The sequence below is a fragment of the Anaeromyxobacter sp. K genome, from assembly GCF_000020805.1.
Lineage (GTDB): Bacteria > Myxococcota > Myxococcia > Myxococcales > Anaeromyxobacteraceae > Anaeromyxobacter > Anaeromyxobacter dehalogenans.
The window spans coordinates 1976450-1996925 of sequence record NC_011145.1 but is presented as its reverse complement, the minus strand read 5'-3'; the positions used below and the strand labels follow the sequence as shown (position 1 = coordinate 1996925).

The following is a 20476-nucleotide window of genomic DNA, read 5'->3' as shown; positions in this document are numbered from 1 at the left end:
GCGAGCGAGCGTCTGTGTTCGGGGGCGCACTCTAACCCAGCGGCGCGTCCGTTGCATCCTCCCCCCGTCGCCGCCCTCCGTCCGGCCGTACCGGGGCCCCTCCGCTCCCGGTCGGCGGACGTCCGGCGGCGACTAGCTCACCAGCAGGAGCTTGCGCATGTGGACGTGCGGGACGCCCTGATCCTCGAACACGTCCCCGTCGCGCCGGTAGCCGCGCGCGTGGAAGAACGGCTCCGAGCCGAGCTGCGAGGCCACCACCACCTCGCGGATCCCGCGCAGGCGCGCCATGCGCTCGAGCGACTCGAGCATGGCGGCGCCGACGCCGGTCCGGCGGGCCTCCTGCGCCACCGCCATGCGGCCGATGTGGCAGGTGCGGTGGTCGGTCCGGACCACCCGGCCCGTGCCGACGCAGCGGCCGCCACGGTCGAACGCGACCACGTGGTCGGCGGAGAAGTCGAAGGCGTCGCGGTCGAGCGGCCGGGGGATGTGCTGCTCGAGCTCGAACACGTCGCGGCGCAGCGCGTAGGCGGCGTCGCGGTCTTCGGTGGAGGAGGCGAAGCGGACGAGGAAGGGCATGTGGGAAAGGTACCCGAAACGATCGTTCAGGCTCATGCCGCGGTGCGGCGAAACGGCACGGTTTCCCTCGACCGGGCGAGCCCTTCGGCGGCCGTGCCACCGGCGGCGCCGCCGATGGAGCATCGGCCATGCCCGCGAACGTTCCGCCCCGGTACAAGGACGCGGAGCTGCGCCTCCATCGCGCCACCACGCGCGAGGAGAAGGAGGACGCGCTCCGCGAGATGATCGCGCTCCTGCCGCATCACAAGGGGACCGACAAGCTGCTGGGGGACCTGCGCGCCCGGCTCTCGAAGCTGGAGGAGGAGGCGACCCACGCGCACCGCCCCGGGCGCCGCGCCGAGGTCGGCCAGGTGGTGCGCGAGGGCGCCGGGCAGTGGGTGATGATCGGGCCGGCGAACTCGGGGAAGTCGTCGCTGCTCGCGGCGCTCACGCACGCGCGGCCGGAGATCGCGGAGTACCCGTTCACCACGCGTGATCCCTTGCCGGGGATGATGGAGTTCGAGGACGTGCAGGTGCAGCTCGTGGACACGCCGGCGGTGGGGGAGGCGCAGGTGCCGGCCTGGCTGCCGCAGCTCGTCCATGGGGCGGACGGGGTCCTGATCGTGCTCGACGTGGCCGCGGACGACCTGGAGGCGGGGCTGACTGCGACGCTGGAGTTGCTGGAGAGGGCGCGGGTCCGGCCGGCGGGGCGGGCGGCGGCGCCGGGGGCGTCGCCGCTGGAGCGGACGGTGCCGGTGGTGGTGCTCGCGAACCGGTGTGACCTGGACGACGACGGGACGTTCGCGGCGCTGGCGCGGGAGGCGGTGCCGCCGGACCTGTTCATGTTCTCGGTGTCGGCCACCCGGGGCGACGGGCTGGATGGGCTGCGGGCGGTGCTGTTCCGGTCGCTGCACCGGATCCGCGTGCACACGAAGGAGCCGGGGCACGCGGCGGACGCGGGGAAGCCGTTCGTGCTGCCGGAGGGGGCGACGGTGCACGACCTGGCGGATCGGGTGCATCACGATCTCGCCGAGCGGCTGAAGTTCGCGAGGCTGTGGGGGCCGCACGCGCGGTTCGAGGGGCAGCAGGTGGATCGGGGGCACGTGCTCGGGGATGGGGATGTGGTGGAGTTGCATTCTTGAGCGCGGCGGTCCGTTGAAGGGGAGCTGGAGGTCGGAGAGCGGGGCCGGTGCGGGTTAGAGGAGCTTGAGGTCGGGGGAACCAGTCAAGACATCGCTGACGGCCCAGGTGTGAGTCGACGAGACCTCAGGCGCTTACAGGAATGCGTTCTCGCGCACGCTCCGAGGGACGAACGGTGGTGACGGTCTCCATGACAGTTCCACCGAGGTACGCGTGATCGATCGGCAGGATCTCGATCATGCCTAGGTCGACGTCGAAGAACCGAGCGGACCACCGCAACTCGGACTCCTGGCGTAGTCCGATGAGCTGGCGGGCGAGAGCCGTCGCAACAAACACCTGGTCGCCGTTGATTCGGACGTAGCCGGCCTTGTTCGCGCGACGTGTCAGCCACTCGGGCGGATAGGTTGGCAGCAGCGGTGACAGCGAGCGACGCGTCGAGTTCCGGTAGAGCTCCGCCGGCGTCTTTCCGCCGAGCGCGTCGTGCGGCCGCACGTGGTTGAAGTCGAGCATCCAGCGATCGCACTGGCGCTGCTGGGCGCGGCGGCTGCGAGCAGGCGAAAGCTGGAGCTCGCTGAGGTCGCGGTGCATGCGCTCGTGGCCACCGTTGTCCTGCGGGTGACCGGGGCGCGACCGGACGATGCGGATGCCGAGCGAGACGAGCCACGCGGAGAGCACTGTCAACCCGCCGCGTGATCGAGAGCAGATGAAAGGGCTACCGTTGTCGCTCTGGATGGCGCTGGGGAGGCCGTGTTTGCGGAATAGCAGCTCGAGGACGCGCCTCACGTGAGCGGCCGTCGTCGCGGGGACGAGGGCTACGGCGAGTACTCTTCGGCTGAACGCGTCACGCACCGTCAGCGGCTCGCACTTGTCGCCGTTGAGCGCGCGCCACCAGCCCTTGAAGTCGATCGTCCACAGGTCGTTAGAGGCCTTCACCTCGATCCGGGGCCGGCCATCGACTGACCAGATTCGTGCCGCTGGGCGCCGGCGCTTCACCTTGCCGAGGCGGCGAAGGACTCGCGCGACAGTGGTGGGACTTGGGGCCTCCGGCCCCAGGCGACGCGCAAGCACGCCCGCAATCTTCTGCGGCCCCCAGCTCGCGTGTTTGCTGCGGAGCTCGATGATGCTGACGACCACGTCCTCGGCCGTCGCGAGTGGCGACGAGGCAGGTCGTCGGCTCTTCTCGACGAGCCCGAGGTAGCCCTGGTCGCGGTACCGTCGGAGCCACTTGTGCGCCGTCTGCCGCGAGATGCCGAAGTCGCGGCAGAGGGCTGACACGTTGGCACCGGGGACGATCGCCTTCTCGACGAACTCGAGCTTCTGGCTCATTGGGCGGAGCTCTTTCCAGGGCACCCACCGACTCAACCTGTCAGCGATGCCCTGACGCAAAAGGTGTCAGCGATGTCCTGGTACAGCACCGGGCGGCGGGCTGGCGGGGCGGGGTGCTCCTCGAAGAGGAGCTGGACGTCGGGCAGCGGGCCTGCGGGACGGGGGCTCCTCGAAGAGGAGCTAAAGGTCGGGCAGCGGACATCGGCGACGGGCCTGGCTGACCGGGACCGGCGGCGCGGGATCGGCTCGAGAGAGGCCTGTGGTGGACGCGGGGCTGGCTCTCGATTCGCGCGCGCGGCTCTGCTCGCCGCTCATGGTGAGCCCCGTCGAACCATGAGCGTAGCGTAGTCACCGTGAGTGACCGCTTGCGACCCAACGGGCACTCACTGCGCGCTTGACGTGGTTTCACTGTTCGGCGATTCGCGCGACGCGGGAAGTGCGGGAACGGGGCCTTGGATGCGCTGGGGATTGCCTGGCGATCGTGTTGGGGCTTCGAGCGCGTTCGCGGCGTCGACTGCCCCTTCTCGCGTCCGAGGGCGAATGCGTGCGTCCGGTGAGGGCTCGGAAACGCATGAGACAGTGTCGGCATGGACACTGCTCGTGAACTCTCTGCCCGCCTTGCCACCCTCCTCGGCCGCGAGCGTAGCGCGCTTGCGGACTTCCTGGTCGCGCTCGCGGACTTCGACGGGCGGCGCGCGTGGGCGGACCTGGGGTACGCCTCGCTCTTCCACTACCTGCACCGGGAGCTCGGGCTGTCCAAGGGCTCTGCCCAGTACCGCAAGGTCGCGGCGGAGCTCATCCAGGCGGTCCCCGCGGTCGTCGAGCCGCTCCGGGATGGGCGGCTCTGCCTCACGACCATCATCGAGGTGGCGCGGGTGGTCAGGGGCGAGAACTGGGAGAGGGTCCTGCCGCGGTTCTACGGGCTGTCGCGGCACGAGGCGGCAAAGGTCGTGGCGGCGCTGGCGCCGCACCCGGCGCCGCCGGTTCGGACGGTCCTCACGGCGGTGCGCCGGCGGAGCGGTTCAACTGTTGAGCTGGATGGCCCTACGAGGACGGCCGGTTCAACCGTTGAACCGACGGAGCTGCTCGGCGCGGCTGGTTCAACGGTTGAACCGGCTCACCGTGCCATGACCCTTGGTTCAACTGTTGAACTGGGCGGCCCTGCCGGGACGGTCGGTTCAACTGTTGAACCGCCGCGGCTCGGCGCCGCTGGTTCGCCCGTTGAGCGGCCGGCTGCGGCACCTCCGTCTCGCTCTGCGGCGCTGACGCCGCTCACGGCCACGCGTCAGCGGCTCCACGTCACCGTAAGTGAACGTTTCGCGCGCAAGCTGGAGCGGCTGCGGGATCTCCGGCCGGACCTCTCCGACGACGCGCTGCTGGAGGCGGCGGTCGATCTGCTCCTGGCGAAGGCGGAGAAGCGGAAGGGCGCGCTCACGGAGCGGCCGCGGGCCCCCGCCACCCGGCCTTCCCGCCCTGGCCGCGATCCTGGCCGCGTCCCTGCCCACGTTCGCCGCGAGGTCTGGCGGCGGGACGGCGGCTGCTGCCAGTGGCGGCTCGCCAACGGCGGGGCCTGCGGCTCCACGCATGCGCTGCAGCTCGACCACATCGTGCCGCTTGCGCTGGGGGGAGCGTCCACCGTCGCCAACCTTCGCCTGCTCTGCGCGGCGCACAACCTCCTCGCGGCGCGGGCCGTGCTTGGGGATGCGGTGATGGATCGCTACGCGGGGACGCCACGGGGACGTGTGACGTGACGGCGATCGCTGTGCGTACGCGGAGCCGCTTGACCTTCTTCCCTCCCTCCCCCATCTTGCGCCCCCCTATGCCCATTCGACGAGGTTCGGTCACCTTCGCTCGCTTCCGCGCGGAGATTCCCGCGAAGCGCTCCTCCGACACGCGACGCTGGCTGGCCCGCGGGCTGGCCAAGGGGGCCTTCGAGCCGCTCGACATCGAGCGCGGGGAGGACGATCGCGCGGCCGGGTTCGTGTCGGCGGAGGATCCGGGGGTCACGGACTTCACCTCGGGGGTCCTGGAGGGCGAGTGGGCGCTGTTCGCGTTCCGGGTGGACACGCTGCGCATCCCTTCCTCGGCGGTCCGGGCGGAGCTGGATCGGTGGATCGCGGCGCACGAGAAGGAGCGCGGGCGGCCGCCGACGAAGGGCGAGAAGGCGACTCAAAAGGACCTCATCCGCCACGCGCACCGGCAGCGGGCGGTTCCCTCCAGCAAGGTCCACGACGTCTCGCTGCACCTCGCCTCGGGCGAGCTGCTGGTCTGGGCGGCCTCGCGCAAGCTGGTGGACGAGATCGCGGCGGGGGTCGAGGGCGCGCTGGAGATCAAGCTGACGCCCTCCTCGGTGAGCGCGCTGGCGGTCCGGTCGGAGATCTCCGACGCGGCGCTGGCGCCGACGGCGGCGCTGACGGGCATCTCGGGCAAGGAGGCGCTCCATGTCGAGGCGTGATCAGGCGAGGGCGGAGGCGGCGTTCCTGCGGGGCGACACGGGCGTCGATGGCGTCGCGACCGACGCGGACGGGCGGGACGAGGCGGAGGTCGAGCGCGACAAGGCGCGGGAGGCGCTGGTTCGCGGCCGGACGTGGCTGGGGCGGGAGCTGCTGACGTGGCTCTTGTGGCGCTCGGAGTCGGGCGAGCCGGTCACCGAGCTGGACGGGACGCCGGTCGTCGTCCTCTTCGTGGGGCGGGTCACGCTGCGCGGCGTGGTGGGCGACGTGACGGAGCTGGCGGCGCGGGGCACGCAGGCGCCGTACGCGCGCGAGGTCCGGCGGGCGCTCGACGCGGGGCTGCTGGTGCACCAGGCGCGCGTGCGCCTGCAGCACGGCGAGCAGGCCTACGAGGTGACGCTCGACGCGGAGTTCCTGGACGTGAAGGGCGCGAAGCTGCCGGCGCCGCTGGCGGAGGCGGACGACGACAAGCTCGTCGAGCGCCTCGAGCAGGCGCAGCGGCTCTCGGCGCTGGTGGACGCGCTCGCGGCGGCGTTCCTGGAGGTCCGCGCCTCGCGGGCCTGGGCCTCGCGCACGGTGCCGGCGCTGAAGCGCTGGATGCAGGACGAGGAAGGCGGCGCGGAGCGGGAGGACGCTCCGGCGCCCGTATCGAGGCCGGCGCGCAAGACGCGGTAGCTGGGGCACCGCTCGCCCTTCGACGGGCTCAGGGCGAGCGGAAGGATCGGGCGGCGCTTCGACCCCGTCGCTCGTCCCGACCCTTCGACTCCGGCGGGCCTGCGGCCCGCCTAAGCTCAGGGCGAGCGGACCGTCCAGAAGCCCGCTCATGGTGAGCCCCGTCGAACCATGGGCGGGACGGCGCCTCAGCTCCGGCCGGACCGCACTTTTCGCGTGCCGGCGCGGCCGCGCGGCGGAATACTGCGCGGCCATGCTGCGCATCGCGGCGCTGTCGGACATCCACGGGAACGTCTGGGCCCTCGAGGCGGTGCTGGAGGACGCGCACCGGCAGGGCGTGGACCTCGTCGTCAACACCGGCGACCTCCTCTCCGGGCCGCTCGAGCCGGCGGCCACCGCGGACCTGCTCATCCCGCTGGGCCTGCCGACCATCGCGGGCAACCACGAGCGGCAGCTCCTCGCGTGCGAGCACCACGCCGGCGGCGCGGCCGACCAGCACGCGTTCGAGCACACCACGCCGCGCCACCGCGAGTGGCTGCGCCACCTGCCGCCCACGCTCGACCTGGCGCGCGGCGGCGTGTTCCTGTGCCACGGCACGCCCACCAGCGACACCCAGCACCTGCTCGAGGACGTCGAGCACGGCGGCCTGCGCCTCGCCGCGCCGGCGACGCTCGAGACCCGCGCATTCGGCGTGGACCGGAGCCTCATCCTCTGCGGCCACTCGCACGTGCCGCACGCGATCGGGCTCAGCGGCGGCCGGCTGGTGGTGAACCCGGGCAGCGTCGGGCTCCAGGCCTACGAGGACGACCACCCTTCCCACCACAGGGTCGAGAACGGCTCGCCGCACGCCCGCTACGCCATCTGCCACCGCACGCCCCGCGGCTGGAGCGTCGCGTTCCGCTGCGTCGCCTACGACCACCTCCGCGCCGCGGAGACGGCGCGCGCGAACGGCCGCGAGGACTGGGCGCGCTGGCTGGAGACGGGGCGGGCCTGAGTCCCTCGACCCCGCGCGGCCTCCGGGGAGAAGCCCGCTCGCCCTGAGCGTAGGCGGGCCGCAGGCCCGCCGGAGTCGAAGGGCGAGCGTCGCCTCACGGCGGCGCGGTGCGCCGCACCGCCACCACCGTCAGCTCCGCCTCGCCGCCGGGCCGGTTCACCTCCACCACGTCGCCGGCGCGTCGGCCCAGCAGCGCGCGCGCCACCGGCGAGCCGGCGCTGATGAGCCCGCGGCGCGCGTCGGCCTCGTCCGGTCCGACCAGGCGCCAGGTGACGCGCCGGCCGTCCTCCTCCTCGACCGTCACCCAGGTCCCGAACCCGACCTGCCCCTCCGGCGTGGCCTCGGGCCCGAGGACCGTGAGCGCGCCCAGCGTCGCGTCGAGCGCGGCGATGCGCGCGTCCAGCTCCCCGAGCCGCGCCGGGCGCTCGGCGTCGGGGAGCCGGGCCGCGTCGCCGCGGTCGGCCCGGAGCCGCGCCAGCGCCTCGCGCAGCGCGGCCTGCCCCTCGGGCGTCACGTAGCGCACCTCGCCGGGCGCGAGCCGCGGCGGCGGTCGCACCACCGGGCCGAGGTCGGGCGTCTCCTCGCTGGTGAAGGCCTTGGACACGCCCCGAGGATAGCGGCCGGCCGCCGGCCGCGCCCGCGCCGACCTCCGCCCCGGGCCGGGCCCTGCGACACCTGGGCGCAGCTTGCGCCCGCGCGCCGGAGGCGCCATCACCTCCACCCATGGACACCACGCGACTGGGAAGGACCGGGCTCGAGGTGAGCCGGCTGTGCCTCGGCACCATGAACTTCGGGCCGGAGACGCCGGAGGACGAGGCGTTCCGGATCATGGACCGCGCGCTCGACGCCGGCGTGTTCTTCTTCGACACCGCCAACGTCTACGGCCAGAAGGCGAGCGAGTGGGGCCGGCTCCCGCGCGAGGGGCGCACCGAGCAGATCGTCGGCCGCTGGCTGGCGCAGGGCGGTGGGCGGCGCGAGCGGATCGTGCTCGCGACCAAGGTGTACGGGCCGATGTGGGAGGGGCCGAACGGCCGCGGGCTCTCCGCGTTCCACATCCGCCGCGCCTGCGAGGACAGCCTGCGCCGGCTCGGGACCGACCACGTGGACCTGTACCAGATGCACCACGTGGACCGCGCCACGCCCTGGGACGAGCTGTGGGAGGCGATGGACCGGCTGGTGCGCGACGGCAAGGTGATCTACGTCGGCAGCAGCAACTTCGCCGGCTGGCACGTGGCGCAGGCCTGCGAGGCCGCGGCGCGGCGGAACCTCCTCGGCCTCGTCTCCGAGCAGAGCCTCTACAACCTCGCCTCGCGCACCATCGAGCTGGAGGTCATCCCGGCCTGCCGCGCCTACGGCGTCGGCATCCTGCCCTGGAGCCCGCTCGCGGGCGGCCTCCTGGGCGGCGCGCTCGCGAAGGCCGCCACCGGCCGGCGCGCCGGCGAGCGGGTGCAGAAGAAGATCGAGCAGCACCGGCCGCAGCTCGAGCGCTGGGAGAAGCTCTGCGCCGAGATGGGCCAGCGGCCCGCGGACGTGGCGCTGGCGTGGGTGCTGGGCCGGCCGGGCGTCACCGCGCCCATCGTCGGGCCGCGGACGGTGGCCCAGCTCGACGAGGCCATCGCCGCGACCGAGCTGACGCTCGACCCCGCAGCGCTGCAGGCCATCGACGCGATCTGGCCGGGCCCCGGGGGCGAGGCGCCCGAGGCGTACGCCTGGTAGCCCTTCGACTCCGGCGAGCCTGACGGCTCGCCTACGCTCAGGGTGAGCGGGCGATCTGCTCACCTGGCGCGAAGTCGAGGGCCGAAAAGTCGGAGGCTCCGCCGGTTTTCCGGCGGAGCCCCCGTGGCCCCCCGGCCACTTCGAGTGGAGCGCTCACCCTTGGACGCTCCGCAGACTTGGAACGGCCGGCCCGCGGCGTGTGACGCGTCGGGCGCGGGTTCCGCGCCGCCCCGGGAAATCCCTCACGCTTCCCGCGTAATAAAACGTTTGCCCAGAATGGGGCATCCCTCAGGATTCTTCGCGGCTGCCCTCGACCGCGCGGCGCCGGATGATCTCGGCCAGCCGGTCCTTGATGCGCTCGTAGCGCTTGCGGAGCGTGGCCGGGTCCACGCGCTGCCCGTCGTGCGAGAGCACCTCCGCGACCTCGTCCCAGGAGAGCTCCTGGTCGAGCCGGAGGACGAGCAGCGTCTGCTCCTCGTCGTCCAGCATCGCCCGCAGCTCCTCCAGCTCCTGCCGCTGCCGCTCGAGCCGGACGGCGGTGCGGGTGCGGACGTCGGCGGCGAGCCGGGTGGCCTCGGTGGTGTCGAGCCGCTGCCCCAGCCGCCGCCAGGCGTCGTCGCGGACCTTCATGGCGGCGCTCCAGGCCGCCTTGAACGCCCAGGTGCGGGCGCTGGAGCGGCGCTGGAAGCCGGGCATGCCGCGCCACACCTGTTCGGCGAACAGCGCGAACGCGTCGGCGGCGGCGGTCTCGTCGCGGAGCAGGACGTTCAGGTAGCCCAGGATCCGCGGGCCGTAGCCGCGGATGATCTCGGTCGCGGCGAGGCGGTGATCGCCCGCCTCCAGCGCCGCCGATATCCGGGCCTCGACGTCCATCCCGGGCAATGTAGACGACCCTGCACGGCGGGTCGAGGCGGCCGCGAGGTGGGTCACCGGCCCGCCAGCAGCCGGGCGAGGGCCGAGGTGATCGGCTGTCCGGTCCGCTCCTCCACGAACCCCCACTGTCCGCTCGGGTTCAGCTCGAGGAACGCCCAGGAACCGTCGTCGCGCCGCCGGAAGTCGGCAGCGCCATAGACCAGCCCCAGGTCCGCCGTGAGCCGCCGCAGCCCGGCCGCGACCGCGTCCGGCAGCTCGCAGGCCGCCACGCGGCAGAGGTGGGTCACCGGCCGGAAGTCGTCCGGTGAGACCGTGTCGCGCGCGTCGAGGTCGGCCGCGAAGAGCTGGTCGCCCACCACGGTCACCCGCACGTCCACGCCCGGCACGCGCTCCTGGAAGATGACCGGCGCGAGCGGCAGCGAGGCGAGCCGCGCCAGGTCGTCGCGACCCACGCGGCGGGTCGGCCGCCACAGCGCCGCGCTCCCCGCGGCGAGGACCTTGTGGACGGCGCCGTCCGGGCCGCAGGCGTCGAGGAAGGCACGCGCGGCGTCCGGGTCGCTGGTGACGAGCGTGCGCGGCACCGGCAGCCCGGCGCGCTCGGCGGCGGCGAGCTGGTGCGGCTTGTGCGCGGCGGCCGCGTCGCGCCAGGGATCGTTGATGAAGCGCGCGCCGCGCAGCGAGGCCACGAGGCCCATCACCGCCTCGCCGGTCTGCCGGGTGGCGAACGCGGCGTCCTCGGGGCGGAGGCCGGGCGCGGCGGCGTGTGGCTGTGGCCGCCGCCACCAGACCGCGGTGATCTCGGTCGCGTCGATGGGCGGGCGTCCTTCGAGCCGGAGCTCCCGCGCGCCACCGCCCGCGCCGTAACCGAGCACCACCCTTCCCCGGCGCGGCAGGTCCGAGAGGTCGAGCACGGTCGCGTCCGCGCCGAGCGCCTCGAGCGCGCGGAGCACGAGCGGCGCGTGCTCGTCGCCGGCGTGGGTGATGGCGAGGATCACGGGAAGGAGCCGGCGCGCCGGGCCCGCGCGCGCCGGCGATGCGCCACTAGATGGCGGTCTTCTCGGGCGCGGCCGCGGCCGTGGCCTGCGCCGCCTCGGCCTGGAGCGTCGTGTACCAGCGCTCCACCGCCTGCATGTGCTGGATGCTGCTCTCGCTCAGGAAGCTCTCGCGGTGCGCGCGCTGCAGCAGGTCGAGCAGCTTCGCGAGCGTCGCCACCAGCTCGGCGGCGGTCGCCTGGCGCTTCGCGGCGAGCTCGGGGCTGATGCTCTCGAGGCCGAACGGGCGGGAGGCCGCGAAACCGACGGCGGTGATGCCCGGCGTGTCCTTGTCCTGGTTGGTGGCCATCAGGTCCGGATTCTTGGGCATGGCATTCCTCTGTTTGGGATGGAAGTGGAACGGGCCGATGCTACGTCGCCGACGGACACGCTCGGCGCGACGCACACTTACAGCGAAGCACGTAGCACCCGCGCGTCCCGCGCCAGCGGGACATCGGGATCCGCGTGGGCCAAGATCCCCAGCAGGCGGTCGAGCGTCTCGCGCGCCGCAGCGCTATCGCCCAGGTTTCGCTGGGCACGCGCGGCGATGAAGAGGCCGCGCGGGAAGGCGAACGCTCGCCAAGCGCCTCGCGGTGGCAGGCGGAGGAACCGCTTCACCGCGGCGAGCGCCTCGCGGTCGTCGCTGATCGCCGCGCTCACCTCGGCGGCGAGATAGGCAGGGGGTAGCCCCTCAACCGGCCAGGCATCCCGCGCCTCTGCGCCGGCCAGTCGTGCGAGCGCAGCGGGAGCGTCGCCCGCCTGCCACAGCTCGAGCGCGGCCAACTCCTCCGCCGCCACCGAGCCGGGGGGGAGCGCTCGCCCCAGTTCGCGAGCATGCGGAAGATCGCCGAGTAGCGCCAGCGGCACCGCGAGGTCTGCGGCATACTCAGGATTGACTGCCGCCGCTTTGGCGGCATACGGCCACACGCGAGCAGGGTCCCATGCCACCGCTGCCAGAAGCGCGGCGCCCCAGTCGCGCGTTTGGTTCCGGGCATCCGGCAGCTGAGAATACGACCTCGCGTTCTCCAAGAGCGCCTCGCGGACCCTCCCCTGCATCGCGAGCACATGGCCACGCTTGCGGCTCGCGTCCCCGGCAGGAAAGCGTCCGGCGACCGCCTCCATCTCGCGAACGTCGCCGGCCGCGCTCGCGGCGAACCAGAGGAACTCCGCCTGGGAATTGCCGTGGAGCGCGAGCGAGCGCCGCGCCTCCGCGAGGGCTCGCTGCGGCTCCCCCAGCCACAGATGGATTTCCACCAGCGACGCGCTGCGTCCCGGCGAGTCCGCCCGGGCGACGATCCTGTTGCGTAGAGAGCGAAGATCGTCCCAGCGTCCGAGGCGCCCGAACGCCTCGGTGAGCATGGCGAGCGGGTCGGGCCGGTCCGGCGCGAGCGCGAGCACCTTCTCGTAGTACGGCACGCAGTCCGCCCACTTGCCCTGCCGCCACAGGATGTCCCCCGCTCCCTCCAGAGCCTCCAGATCATCTCCTGCCTGCGCGAGGTTCGCGTCATACAGCTCGCGTGCCTCGTCGAGCCGCCCATCGATGCGCGCGGCCAGCGCCTGGACCAGCAACTGCTCGCGATTCCCGAGGCGACTCACTCCGCGGCGCGCCGCATCGATATGTCGCCTGGCGGCGTCGTCCCTCGTTCCCAGGAGCGACCGCGCTGCCGCCAATCGGTAGTGCGCCAGGGGGAACGCGGGATCGAGCGCGAGCGCACGCTCGAACGAGGCGGCGCACCCCTCCACGGATCGCTCTCGAGGCTCGACCTTCGCCAGACAATCCACCCCCGCGTAGTACCAGCGCGCCGCCTCCGGGCTCGCGGTCACGGCCTCGGCGACCGGGCGCCGCACGCGGCGGTCGGCGCGGCGCTCCTTGGCCTCGCGACGGATACGCTCGGCGAGCTCGTCCACGCCGTCCGACATGCCCGAGGCGCTCCACAGGTCCACGCTCGCCTCGAACAGCTCCTTGCCGGTCTCGGACTCGACCGCCCGCACCGACAGGACCGCGCCGCGCTCACCCCGCTCCGCGGACGGCAGGAGCACCAGCCCCGCGCCGGCGATGCGCGCCAGGTCGCGGGCCCGCTCCGCGTCGAGCCGCCCCGGCTCGCCCAGGCCGGCCTCGCGCGACACCGCCGCGAGGCGCGCCGGCGCGACCAGCCGCACGCGCTTCGAGGGCTCGAGCGCCGCGGCGAGCAGGCCGGGCACCGCGTCGAGCGTGGGATCCTCGGCGCGGTTCTCCATGGCGGCGAGCACCGCCTTCACCTGCTCACCGGGTGGCGGCTCGCGGTCGAGCGCGAGCCACGCCGAGAGCACCACCGCGGTGACCGCCACCGTGCCGGTGGCGTAGAGGAGGCCGCGGCGGGCGCGGCCGGCGTGCGCCTGCTGGATGGCGAGCAGCGCGTCGCGGGCCTCGCGGGCGCTGGCCGGGCGCCTCGCGGGATCGCGATCGAGCAGCCGCCGCACCAGGGCCCGGAGCGCCCGCGGCGCGGCCCGGCGCGGCAGGGCGGGCGTCGGGCCGGGCTCCTGCGCCTCGCTCCAGTCCTTGTCCACCCGGTACGGCAGCGCGCCCGAGAGGCACTGGTGCAGGATGACGCCGAGCGCGAACAGGTCCACCCGCGCGTCGCCGCCCTCCCCCTCCCACTGCTCCGGCGCCATGTACGCGGGCGTGCCGCCGTCGCCGATGCCGCCGCGGCCGAACAGGTGCGCGAACCCGAAGTCGAGCACCTTCACCTCGCCGTCGTCGGCGAGGTGCACGTTGCCGGGCTTGAGGTCGCGGTGGACCACGCCGGCCGCGTGCGCGTGGACGAGCGCCCGGGTGACGGCGACGCCGAGGCCCACCACCTGCTCGAACGTCAGCGTCTTCTCGCGCTCCAGCCGCCGCGCCAGCGAGTCGCCGCGGAGCAGCTCGAACACCAGGTACGGGCCCTCCGGCGCCTGCCCGAAGTCGTGCAGCGTGACGATGTTCGGGTGGTTGAGCCGGGCCACCGCCTCGGCCTCGCGCTGCATCCACTCGCGGCCGCGGGTCGCGATGCGCGTGCCGGGGCGCACCACCTTCACCGCCACCGTCCGTCCCAGGTCGCCGTCCTCGGCCTCGTACACCACCCCGAAGCCGCCGCGGCCCAGCTCGCGCACCAGTCGGAAGCGCCCGATGGTCGCGCCGGGCCGGAGCACCGGGGACCAGGCGTCGCCGAGCGACACCTCGTTCACGTGCACCATCTCCGCGAGCAGCCGCGTGAGCTGGACGGAGCGGTGCGCGTCGGCCGGCTCGGCGCGTGGCGAGTCCTGGCTGGGCGGCTCTGCGGACGCGGCGGGTCTGGAGGGCGGCGACACGGGAGGCCTCGGGCTCAGCCCCGGGTTCTACCAGATGCCCGGACAGGACGTCGCGTGGGGGCCCGGCCGGGAGCGGGCCCGGGAGGCGGCGGTATCGCCCGGCCGCCTACTCGTAGACCTCGGCCTGCCGGAGCGCGGCGTGGCCGTCCTCGCCCCCGACCACGAGCACGCGCCCGTCGGGGAGCGCGGTGGCGGTGTGGAGGGCGCGCGCGGCGCCGAGTCGGGCCGGCCCCGGGGTGAACGCCCGGGTCGCCGGGTCCCACAGCTCCACCGTGTCGAGCCGCGTGCCGTCGGCGTCGGTGCCGCCCGCCACCAGCACCCGCCCGTCGGCGAGCAGCGTGGCGGTGTGGTCCGCCCGCGGGGTCGCGAGCGCGCCGGCCGGCGTGAACGCGCCGGTGTCCGGGTCCCACAGCTCGGCCTCGGCCACGTAGGTCCACGCCGCGTCGAGCCCGCCCACCACCAGCACGCGCCCGTCGCCGAGCCGCACCGCCGCGTGGCCGCCGCGGGGGTGCGCGAGCGACCCGGTGTACGTGAACGTCTCGGTGGCCGGGTCGAACAGCTCGGCCTCGACCGCGTCGCCGCCGGAGAAGCTGTTGAGGCCCCCGGCCACCAGCACCCGCCCGCCGCCCAGCACGGTGGCGGTGTGGAAGGCGCGCGGCTGGACCATGGGCGAGCCGGCCGTCGGGTGGGTCGCGCCGGCGTCCGGGTCGAGCAGCTCCTCGGTCGCGACCGAGCCCGGCGCGCGCCCCAGCCACTCGCCGCCGGTCACCAGCACCCGGCCGTCGTACAGGAGCGCGAGCGCGTGGCCGGCGCGCGCCTGCGCCAGGGCGCCCGGCTCGGTCCAGCGCCCGTCCGCCGGGTCCCAGACCGCGACGAGATCCTCCCGGTCGCGGAAGTTGCTCTGGCCGCCGGCCAGCAGCACCCGCCCGTCGGCGAGGCGCAGCGCGGTCGAGCCCGCCATGCCCAGGCGCAGCTCCCCGGTCTCGGTCGAGGTGCCGGTGGCCGCGTCGTACACCTCCGCGGTCCAGCTGAAGGTGGAGATGTTCGCCGAGCCGGTGGCGAGGAGCACCCGCCCGTCTCCGAGCCCCACCGCGACGTGCTGCGCGCGGGCGCTCCGCGGCGGGTCCAGCGGCCGGATCGCGTCGCGGTAGGCGAACGGGACCTGCACCGCGGCCTCGGCGCGCTCGGCGCCGTCCTCGACGATCAGCCGGTAGGTGCGCCCCGCCACCGCGGGGCCGACCGCGTACCGGCCGCCGCTCGTCACCGGCCCGACGTCCGGCTCGATGCGCGCGGTGCCGCGCGCGAACGCCGGCACCAGCGCCACCGTCGCGCCCGGCGCGAACGCGGGCGGGTCGGCGGCGAGCGCCGCGGCGAGCGGGCGCGGATCGGAGCCGGAGGAGCCGCCGGAGCAGCCGGCGAGCGGGGCCGCCGCGGCCGAGAGGGCGGCGAACATCACCATCAGTGCGTGGCTGGAGCGCATGCGGGCGGCACGTGTACACCGGCGCGCGCCCCGAACGCACGCGCGCGGGTGGGTGCTCTCGGGGCCGCGCTTCCGGGCCACCCCGCGCGTCGTCCCTCGCGGCCCGGTCCCCCGCGCCATTCCCCCGTTCCCCCCGGACAACGAACCGCAACGCCGGCCCCGCCGCGTGGGCTTAGGAGTGAAGAGGGGACGCCGATGTTCGACACGATCCTGAACCGGCGAGGCGCGGGACGGAGGGGGCAACGAGGCGCTCAGGACGCGGTCCAGGCCCGTCCGGCGGAGGGCGCGGTGCCGGTCGATCCCGGACCTCCGGTGAACGCCGGGATGGCGGACGCCCGGCCCACGCCGGTCGAGGTGCACGATCCGGAGCGCGCGCGCCGGCTGTTCGGCGATCTCGTGCCGCTGCCGCGCGGCGCGGCGGAGCCCCCGCCCCCGGACCTGAGCGCGCTGCTCTCCATCCTGTCCTTCCCGCCGCCGGATCCCGACCACCCGCTGTTCGAGCGGCTGGCGGGCCCGGGGACCTCCCCCGCCCCGCGCCGCGAGCGGCCGCCGGAGGGCAAGGCGCGGCCCGCGCTCGCGCCGGTCCCGGGCCTGGCGCCGCCGTCCTTCGCGTCGCTGCTCCGCCACGACAGCGCGGCGCGCGCCGGCCGCCGGGCGGCCTGGACCGGGCTCGGCGCGGGCGTGCAGGCGTGCCTCGTCGGCGCCGCGCTGATCCTGGCCTCGACGGTGGCCGCGCCGGAGCGCGAGGAGATCGAGATGATCGTGCCGGTGCACCTGCCGGCGCCGGCGACGCGCAAGGCGCCGGGGCCGCCCGGGCTGCCCGGGATGCCGGCCGCGCCCGCGCCGCGGCGGAAGGCGCCCGGGGCCCGCCCGCGCGCGGCCCTCCCGCCGCCGCCGCCCACCGCGCTCCTGCAGCCGCGCGAGCTGCGGGCGGCGATGCGGGTGCCGGATCCGGACGAGCCCATCGAGGCGCTGCCCGAGGGCGCGGACGAGGGCGAGGTCTCCGCGGGCGAGGTGGAGGGCGGCGTCATCGGCGGCGTGGTGGGCGGCGGCGGGGGCGGCGCCTGGGGCGGGGGCGCGGCCGTGGCCGGGACCGTCGCCGGCGCGCACGCGCAGGAGATCGAGGACGCGCCGCAGTACATGACGGTGGGCTTCCGCAAGCCGGTCGAGCTGGACCCGGGCTGCGTGCGGCGCGCCATCCGGCTGCCGCGCGAGCTGACCGGGTTCACCTCGGGGCCCATCACCGTGCGCGTGGCCGTCGGCGGCGACGGGCGCGTCGGGCGCATCGAGCTCCTGTCGAGCGTGCCCGACCTGCGCATCGCGCACGCCATCGAGGCCGCGGTGCGGGGCTGCGCCTGGCGCGGCGGCGCGGACGCCGCGGGTCGCCCGGTGGCGATCTGGGTGGTGATGCCGATCCGCTTCGAGGGCGTGTAGCACCCCGGCGCCGCGGGCGACCCGCTCAGCCCGCCAGCCGGGCCTCGGCGCCGCCGATGCGCACCACCATCCAGCGCTGCTCGCCGAACGCGGCGGCGCTGCGCACGATGACGTCCTCGCCGGCGCCGCGCGACCCGAGGCGCGCCTCGCTCATCACGTAGCCGGCCAGCCCGCCGTCGTCGGCGTAGGTCACGCAGGCGAGGTCCTCGAAACCGCGCTCCACCGCCTCGATGCGCAGCGCGCGCCCGCGGAGCGGCGCCGGCAGCGGGACGCACCAGGCGTCCGGCGGGAGCCGGAGGACACGACCGTCGTCGAGGCTGCACACCGCGATGCCGTGGAGCGCCATTCGACACCTCCCGTGCGTGCGGGACCGACGCTACGCTGCGTCCGTGCCCGCCACCACTCCACGGACCGCGGGACGCGTGCGCCGGCCACATTCACCCACCGGAAAACGGGCGCGGATCGTGGCGCCGCTCCACGCCCGGACCGCCCCGCTGCGCGCGGGCGTCGCACGTGCTACACCAGGAGTGATGCAGACCCACCCACCTCCGCGCCTCTACGCGCAGGTCGCCACCGCCGCCCCGGTGGCGCTCGTCTTCCGCCGCGGGCCCGGCGGCTGGTGGCACCTGCTGCGCTGGCACCTGGAGCAGGACGCGCTCGAGCCCGGCGCGTGGTTCCGCGGGACGCTCTACCCGCGCCGCTGCGATCTCTCGCTGGACGGCGCGCTGCTCGCGGCGTTCGCGGCCTCGGCCTCGTCGGCGGAGTTCCTCGGCGAGCACCCGTGGACCGCCTACCTGCTCGTCTCGAAGGCGCCCTGGCTGTTCGCGCTGGCCGCGTGGCGCGAGGGCGGGACCTGGAGCCGCGGGCACCACTTCGCGGCCGCGGGCGAGGCGGGCGCGGTCGCGCCGGCGGACGCGGGCGACGCGTCGCCGCTCCGCGCGCGCGGCGGGCTCGCGCCGACGCCCGTCGTGCAGTACGCGGCCGAGCGCCGGCGCGGCTGGGAGGACGACCCGCGCGGCGAGCCGCGGGATCCGCGCGGCGATCCCTGGGACGAGCGGCGGCGCGCGAGGCTGGTGAAGCCGCGTCCCGGCGGCGGCGCGCGGCTGGTGCTCGAGGACCAGGGGCTCGACCTGCGCGCGCCGCGCATCGAGGGGCGCAGCCCCGCGTACTCGGTCGAGCTGGGCCGGCGCACCGTCCCCTTGCCGGAGGCGGCCTGGGCCGACTGGGACGGCCGCGGGCGGCTGCTCGTCGCCACGCACGAGGCGCGGCTCGAGCTGCGCGACGGGCGCGCCGCGGGGCTCGCCCTCCGCGGCGCGCACGATCTCTCCGCGCTCCGCCCCGCCCCGCAGCCGGCGCCCGCGTGGGCGCGGCGCTGGTGATCGCTCAGCGGATCCAGTGCACCGCGTCCAGCTCGGCGTAGGCCGGGATCCACTCGTACGCCACCCACGCGTCGGTGGCCGTCGCCGAGAGGAGCGCCGCGTTCCCGAGCGCGTCGTAGAAGTCCCAGTGGTAGAGGACCGGGATTCCCTCGGGCGGCGAGACGCTCAGGTCGGCCCCGGCCCACGCCACCCGGACCGCCGGCCCCTCCTGTCCCCACGGCACCGGGTAGCGCTGCGCGTCGCCCCAGTCGATGACGAAGCCGTCCCCGACCGGCACGGCGAGCGTCTCGGTCTCGGAGTCGATCGGGCCGGCGAGCCGCACTGCGGTGTGCTCCGCCAGCGCGCCGGGCGCGAGGCGGATCGCCGCGAGCTCGTCGGAGCCGTACGGCATCGCCGGCCGCCGCCAGGTGAGCAGGCAGGAGGTTTCGCCGCAGGCGAGATCGCTCGGGAACTTGTAGTCCTGATCGGCGACCAGCCGCACCGGCGCGGCGTCCACTGGAGCGCCCGCGGCGCTCACCCGCACGCCCACCACCTCGGTGGCGGCCGACGACCCGCGGCCCCAGACCACCACGTGCTCGGTCCCGCGACCCGACGCCTGGACGTACTGCACCGGTCCGTCGCCGAGGAACACCGGCGCGCCCACCGCGCCGTCCCGGCCGACGGTGGCCGCGTACACGCCGCTCACCGGCGCGCTGCAGCCCCAGGCCACCAGGTCGCCGTCGCCGGCGCGCGACGCCGCCACCGCGTGGCCGGTCCAGGCCGCGCACTGCGCCACCAGGATCCCGGAGGGCCCGTCGAGCGCGACGCCGTCCCCGGTCACCCGCGCCACCCGGATCTCCGCGGTGCCCGGCGCCTGCGCCGGCTCCGCCGCGAACGCGACCAGGTGCCGGTCCGGCCCCGGCGCGACCTGCGTGGCCATGTGCCAGGGCAGGATCGTGGAGGTGGACGTCCACTGCGGCACCACCTCGAACGGCGCGCCGGCCGCGCCGTCCTCGACGAAGCGACCCAAGAGCCGCACCGGACCGTCGCGCCAGGCGATCTCCAGCACCATCGCGCGGGTGGAGCCGCCGCGGGCCGGGATCACGCGCCACGGGGTCACGTACGGATCCGAGCTGGGCGGCGGGACCACGAGCCGGGTCAGCTCGGCGAGCCCGCCGCTGCCGGCCGGGCCCGACCAGCCCACCAGCTCGTACGCGGTGGTGGGCGAGAGCTCGCCCCCGTCGCTCCGGCGCACGATGCCGACGCCGCGCGCGTACCAGGTCTCCTGCCACGCCGTGGCGGTGACCGGGGCGTAGCCGGGGGCGGTCGGGTGGAGCGTGAGCGTCAGCGTGAGCCGGACGTGCGCGGCGCCCGCGAACGTCCCCGCCGGCACGGTCACGTCCTCGAGCCCGAGGACCTGCCCGTCGAGCGCGAGATCGAGCGTCTCGTGCTTCCCGTCGCCGTCCAGGTCCTCGCCGTAGTCGAGCCCGGTGCAGCGCTCCGACCACCCTCCACCCGCCGTGACGGGGAAGCGGAGGTCGTAGGTGGACGGCGTGGGATTCGACGCGCTCCCGTCGCCCAGCTCCACCAGGCCGGCCGGCGCGGAGGCGACGAGCGCGGTCCCACCCGCGAGCTCGCCGCCGGTGGTCGGATCCAGCTCGCGCAGCTCCGTGGCCGCGAACCCGCGGTAGCTCCGCGCGGGCCCGACCTCGATGCGCAGGTCCGCGGGGCGGGTGACGGGCTGCCCGGCGATCCGGTAGCTCCAGGCCCAGCCCGGCGCGAGCGGGAACCAGCCCTCCACGTCCCCTGGCCCGGCCGTCCCCGGATCCGGCGCTCCCTCGCACACTGCCGGCGCGGGTCCGTCCCCGCCGCTGCTGCACCCGTGCCCGGCCAGGAAGGCGAGCACCACCCCAGCCGCAAGTCCGATCGGACGCGTCCGCATGGCCCCCTCCTCGCGACGCGCTCCCCTGCGCGCGCCCCCGCGTTCCAGTGTCCGACGTTCGAGCGGGGGTCACAACGACGTTCGGTGTCGCCTGCGTGGCGCGGTGCGGCACGGTTGCGCGCCGGTGCGCACCGTCCTCTCGGGGTCCAAGGGTTCGTTTGAATCCGGGACCCCT

Annotated in this window: 18 protein-coding genes; 8 read left to right on the top strand and 10 right to left on the bottom strand. The window is 75.2% G+C overall.

The window, feature by feature from the left end:
- Nucleotides 1-132: 132 nt before the first annotated feature.
- The gene (locus ANAEK_RS08835) at nt 133-576 is read right to left on the bottom strand and encodes a GNAT family N-acetyltransferase (RefSeq protein ID WP_012525810.1); all 444 of its coding nucleotides are present in this window, start codon (nt 574-576) and stop codon (nt 133-135) included.
- 128 nt (nt 577-704) lie between these two features.
- Between ANAEK_RS08835 and ANAEK_RS08830 the strand changes: the two genes are divergently transcribed.
- The gene (locus tag ANAEK_RS08830; RefSeq protein WP_012525809.1) at nt 705-1697 is read left to right on the top strand and encodes a GTPase; all 993 of its coding nucleotides are present in this window, start codon (nt 705-707) and stop codon (nt 1695-1697) included.
- Nucleotides 1698-1821: 124 nt separating this feature from the next.
- On the opposite strand, the gene ANAEK_RS08825 is transcribed toward ANAEK_RS08830, so the two are convergent.
- Nucleotides 1822-3021, bottom strand: coding sequence for an IS481-like element ISAnsp2 family transposase (locus ANAEK_RS08825; protein WP_049778378.1), 1200 nt, complete (start codon nt 3019-3021; stop codon nt 1822-1824).
- 587 nt (nt 3022-3608) lie between these two features.
- Between ANAEK_RS08825 and ANAEK_RS08820 the strand changes: the two genes are divergently transcribed.
- From ANAEK_RS08820 to ANAEK_RS08805, 4 genes are all read left to right on the top strand, one after another.
- A complete protein-coding gene (locus tag ANAEK_RS08820; protein WP_012525807.1) occupies nt 3609-4772 on the top strand; it encodes an HNH endonuclease in 1164 nt (387 codons plus the stop codon).
- Between the two features lie 68 nt (nt 4773-4840).
- The gene (gene rdgC / locus ANAEK_RS08815) at nt 4841-5476 is read left to right on the top strand and encodes a recombination-associated protein RdgC (RefSeq protein WP_012525806.1); all 636 of its coding nucleotides are present in this window, start codon (nt 4841-4843) and stop codon (nt 5474-5476) included.
- Nucleotides 5463-6149, top strand: a complete 687-nt coding sequence (locus tag ANAEK_RS08810) for a hypothetical protein (RefSeq protein ID WP_012525805.1) — start codon at nt 5463-5465, stop codon at nt 6147-6149. The genes rdgC and ANAEK_RS08810 overlap by 14 nt, the downstream gene beginning before the upstream one ends.
- A 250-nt stretch (nt 6150-6399) precedes the next feature.
- The gene (locus tag ANAEK_RS08805) at nt 6400-7140 is read left to right on the top strand and encodes a metallophosphoesterase (protein ID WP_012525804.1); all 741 of its coding nucleotides are present in this window, start codon (nt 6400-6402) and stop codon (nt 7138-7140) included.
- Between the two features lie 94 nt (nt 7141-7234).
- On the opposite strand, the gene ANAEK_RS08800 is transcribed toward ANAEK_RS08805, so the two are convergent.
- A complete protein-coding gene (locus ANAEK_RS08800) occupies nt 7235-7744 on the bottom strand; it encodes a GreA/GreB family elongation factor (protein ID WP_012525803.1) in 510 nt (169 codons plus the stop codon).
- A gap of 119 nt (nt 7745-7863) precedes the next feature.
- Between ANAEK_RS08800 and ANAEK_RS08795 the strand changes: the two genes are divergently transcribed.
- Nucleotides 7864-8856: an aldo/keto reductase gene (locus ANAEK_RS08795; protein ID WP_012525802.1), complete on the top strand. Its 993-nt coding sequence runs from the start codon at nt 7864-7866 to the stop codon at nt 8854-8856.
- Nucleotides 8857-9144: 288 nt separating this feature from the next.
- On the opposite strand, the gene ANAEK_RS08790 is transcribed toward ANAEK_RS08795, so the two are convergent.
- From ANAEK_RS08790 to ANAEK_RS08770, 5 genes are all read right to left on the bottom strand, one after another.
- Nucleotides 9145-9729 (bottom strand): RNA polymerase sigma factor, encoded by a 585-nt coding sequence (locus ANAEK_RS08790; RefSeq protein WP_012525801.1) that lies wholly within the window; start codon nt 9727-9729, stop codon nt 9145-9147.
- Nucleotides 9730-9782: 53 nt separating this feature from the next.
- A complete protein-coding gene (locus ANAEK_RS08785; protein ID WP_012525800.1) occupies nt 9783-10724 on the bottom strand; it encodes an MvdC/MvdD family ATP grasp protein in 942 nt (313 codons plus the stop codon).
- A 46-nt stretch (nt 10725-10770) separates the two neighbouring features.
- Nucleotides 10771-11091, bottom strand: a complete 321-nt coding sequence (locus tag ANAEK_RS08780) for a hypothetical protein (protein WP_012525799.1) — start codon at nt 11089-11091, stop codon at nt 10771-10773.
- A gap of 77 nt (nt 11092-11168) precedes the next feature.
- Complete coding sequence (locus ANAEK_RS08775) at nt 11169-14087, bottom strand: protein kinase (RefSeq protein WP_012525798.1); 2919 nt, start codon at nt 14085-14087, stop codon at nt 11169-11171.
- 106 nt (nt 14088-14193) lie between these two features.
- On the bottom strand, nt 14194-15567 hold the full coding sequence (locus ANAEK_RS08770) for a kelch repeat-containing protein (RefSeq protein WP_232288411.1): 1374 nt from the start codon (nt 15565-15567) through the stop codon (nt 14194-14196).
- Between the two features lie 288 nt (nt 15568-15855).
- Between ANAEK_RS08770 and ANAEK_RS08765 the strand changes: the two genes are divergently transcribed.
- Nucleotides 15856-17001, top strand: coding sequence for a hypothetical protein (locus ANAEK_RS08765; protein ID WP_232288410.1), 1146 nt, complete (start codon nt 15856-15858; stop codon nt 16999-17001).
- Between the two features lie 25 nt (nt 17002-17026).
- On the opposite strand, the gene ANAEK_RS08760 is transcribed toward ANAEK_RS08765, so the two are convergent.
- Complete coding sequence (locus ANAEK_RS08760) at nt 17027-17347, bottom strand: hypothetical protein (RefSeq protein WP_012525795.1); 321 nt, start codon at nt 17345-17347, stop codon at nt 17027-17029.
- Nucleotides 17348-17531: 184 nt separating this feature from the next.
- On the opposite strand from ANAEK_RS08760, the gene ANAEK_RS08755 reads away from it, so the two are divergent.
- A complete protein-coding gene (locus tag ANAEK_RS08755; protein ID WP_012525794.1) occupies nt 17532-18380 on the top strand; it encodes a hypothetical protein in 849 nt (282 codons plus the stop codon).
- A 4-nt stretch (nt 18381-18384) separates the two neighbouring features.
- Here the strand turns inward: ANAEK_RS08755 and ANAEK_RS08750 are convergent, their stop codons facing one another.
- Nucleotides 18385-20301, bottom strand: coding sequence for a hypothetical protein (locus tag ANAEK_RS08750; protein WP_012525793.1), 1917 nt, complete (start codon nt 20299-20301; stop codon nt 18385-18387).
- Nucleotides 20302-20476 lie beyond the last annotated feature (175 nt).

Bases quoted from the DNA above. Each gene is read 5' to 3' on its own strand.
- ANAEK_RS08835 (WP_012525810.1), bottom strand. From the start codon at position 576: ATGCCCTTCCTCGTCCGCTTCGCCTCCTCCACCGAAGACCGCGACGCC.
- ANAEK_RS08830 (WP_012525809.1), top strand. From the start codon at position 705: ATGCCCGCGAACGTTCCGCCCCGGTACAAGGACGCGGAGCTGCGCCTC.
- ANAEK_RS08825 (WP_049778378.1), bottom strand. From the start codon at position 3,021: ATGAGCCAGAAGCTCGAGTTCGTCGAGAAGGCGATCGTCCCCGGTGCC.
- ANAEK_RS08820 (WP_012525807.1), top strand. From the start codon at position 3,609: ATGGACACTGCTCGTGAACTCTCTGCCCGCCTTGCCACCCTCCTCGGC.
- rdgC (WP_012525806.1), top strand. From the start codon at position 4,841: ATGCCCATTCGACGAGGTTCGGTCACCTTCGCTCGCTTCCGCGCGGAG.
- ANAEK_RS08810 (WP_012525805.1), top strand. From the start codon at position 5,463: ATGTCGAGGCGTGATCAGGCGAGGGCGGAGGCGGCGTTCCTGCGGGGC.
- ANAEK_RS08805 (WP_012525804.1), top strand. From the start codon at position 6,400: ATGCTGCGCATCGCGGCGCTGTCGGACATCCACGGGAACGTCTGGGCC.
- ANAEK_RS08795 (WP_012525802.1), top strand. From the start codon at position 7,864: ATGGACACCACGCGACTGGGAAGGACCGGGCTCGAGGTGAGCCGGCTG.
- ANAEK_RS08790 (WP_012525801.1), bottom strand. From the start codon at position 9,729: ATGGACGTCGAGGCCCGGATATCGGCGGCGCTGGAGGCGGGCGATCAC.
- ANAEK_RS08780 (WP_012525799.1), bottom strand. From the start codon at position 11,091: ATGCCCAAGAATCCGGACCTGATGGCCACCAACCAGGACAAGGACACG.
- ANAEK_RS08770 (WP_232288411.1), bottom strand. From the start codon at position 15,567: ATGCGCTCCAGCCACGCACTGATGGTGATGTTCGCCGCCCTCTCGGCC.
- ANAEK_RS08760 (WP_012525795.1), bottom strand. From the start codon at position 17,347: ATGGCGCTCCACGGCATCGCGGTGTGCAGCCTCGACGACGGTCGTGTC.
- ANAEK_RS08755 (WP_012525794.1), top strand. From the start codon at position 17,532: ATGCAGACCCACCCACCTCCGCGCCTCTACGCGCAGGTCGCCACCGCC.
- ANAEK_RS08750 (WP_012525793.1), bottom strand. From the start codon at position 20,301: ATGCGGACGCGTCCGATCGGACTTGCGGCTGGGGTGGTGCTCGCCTTC.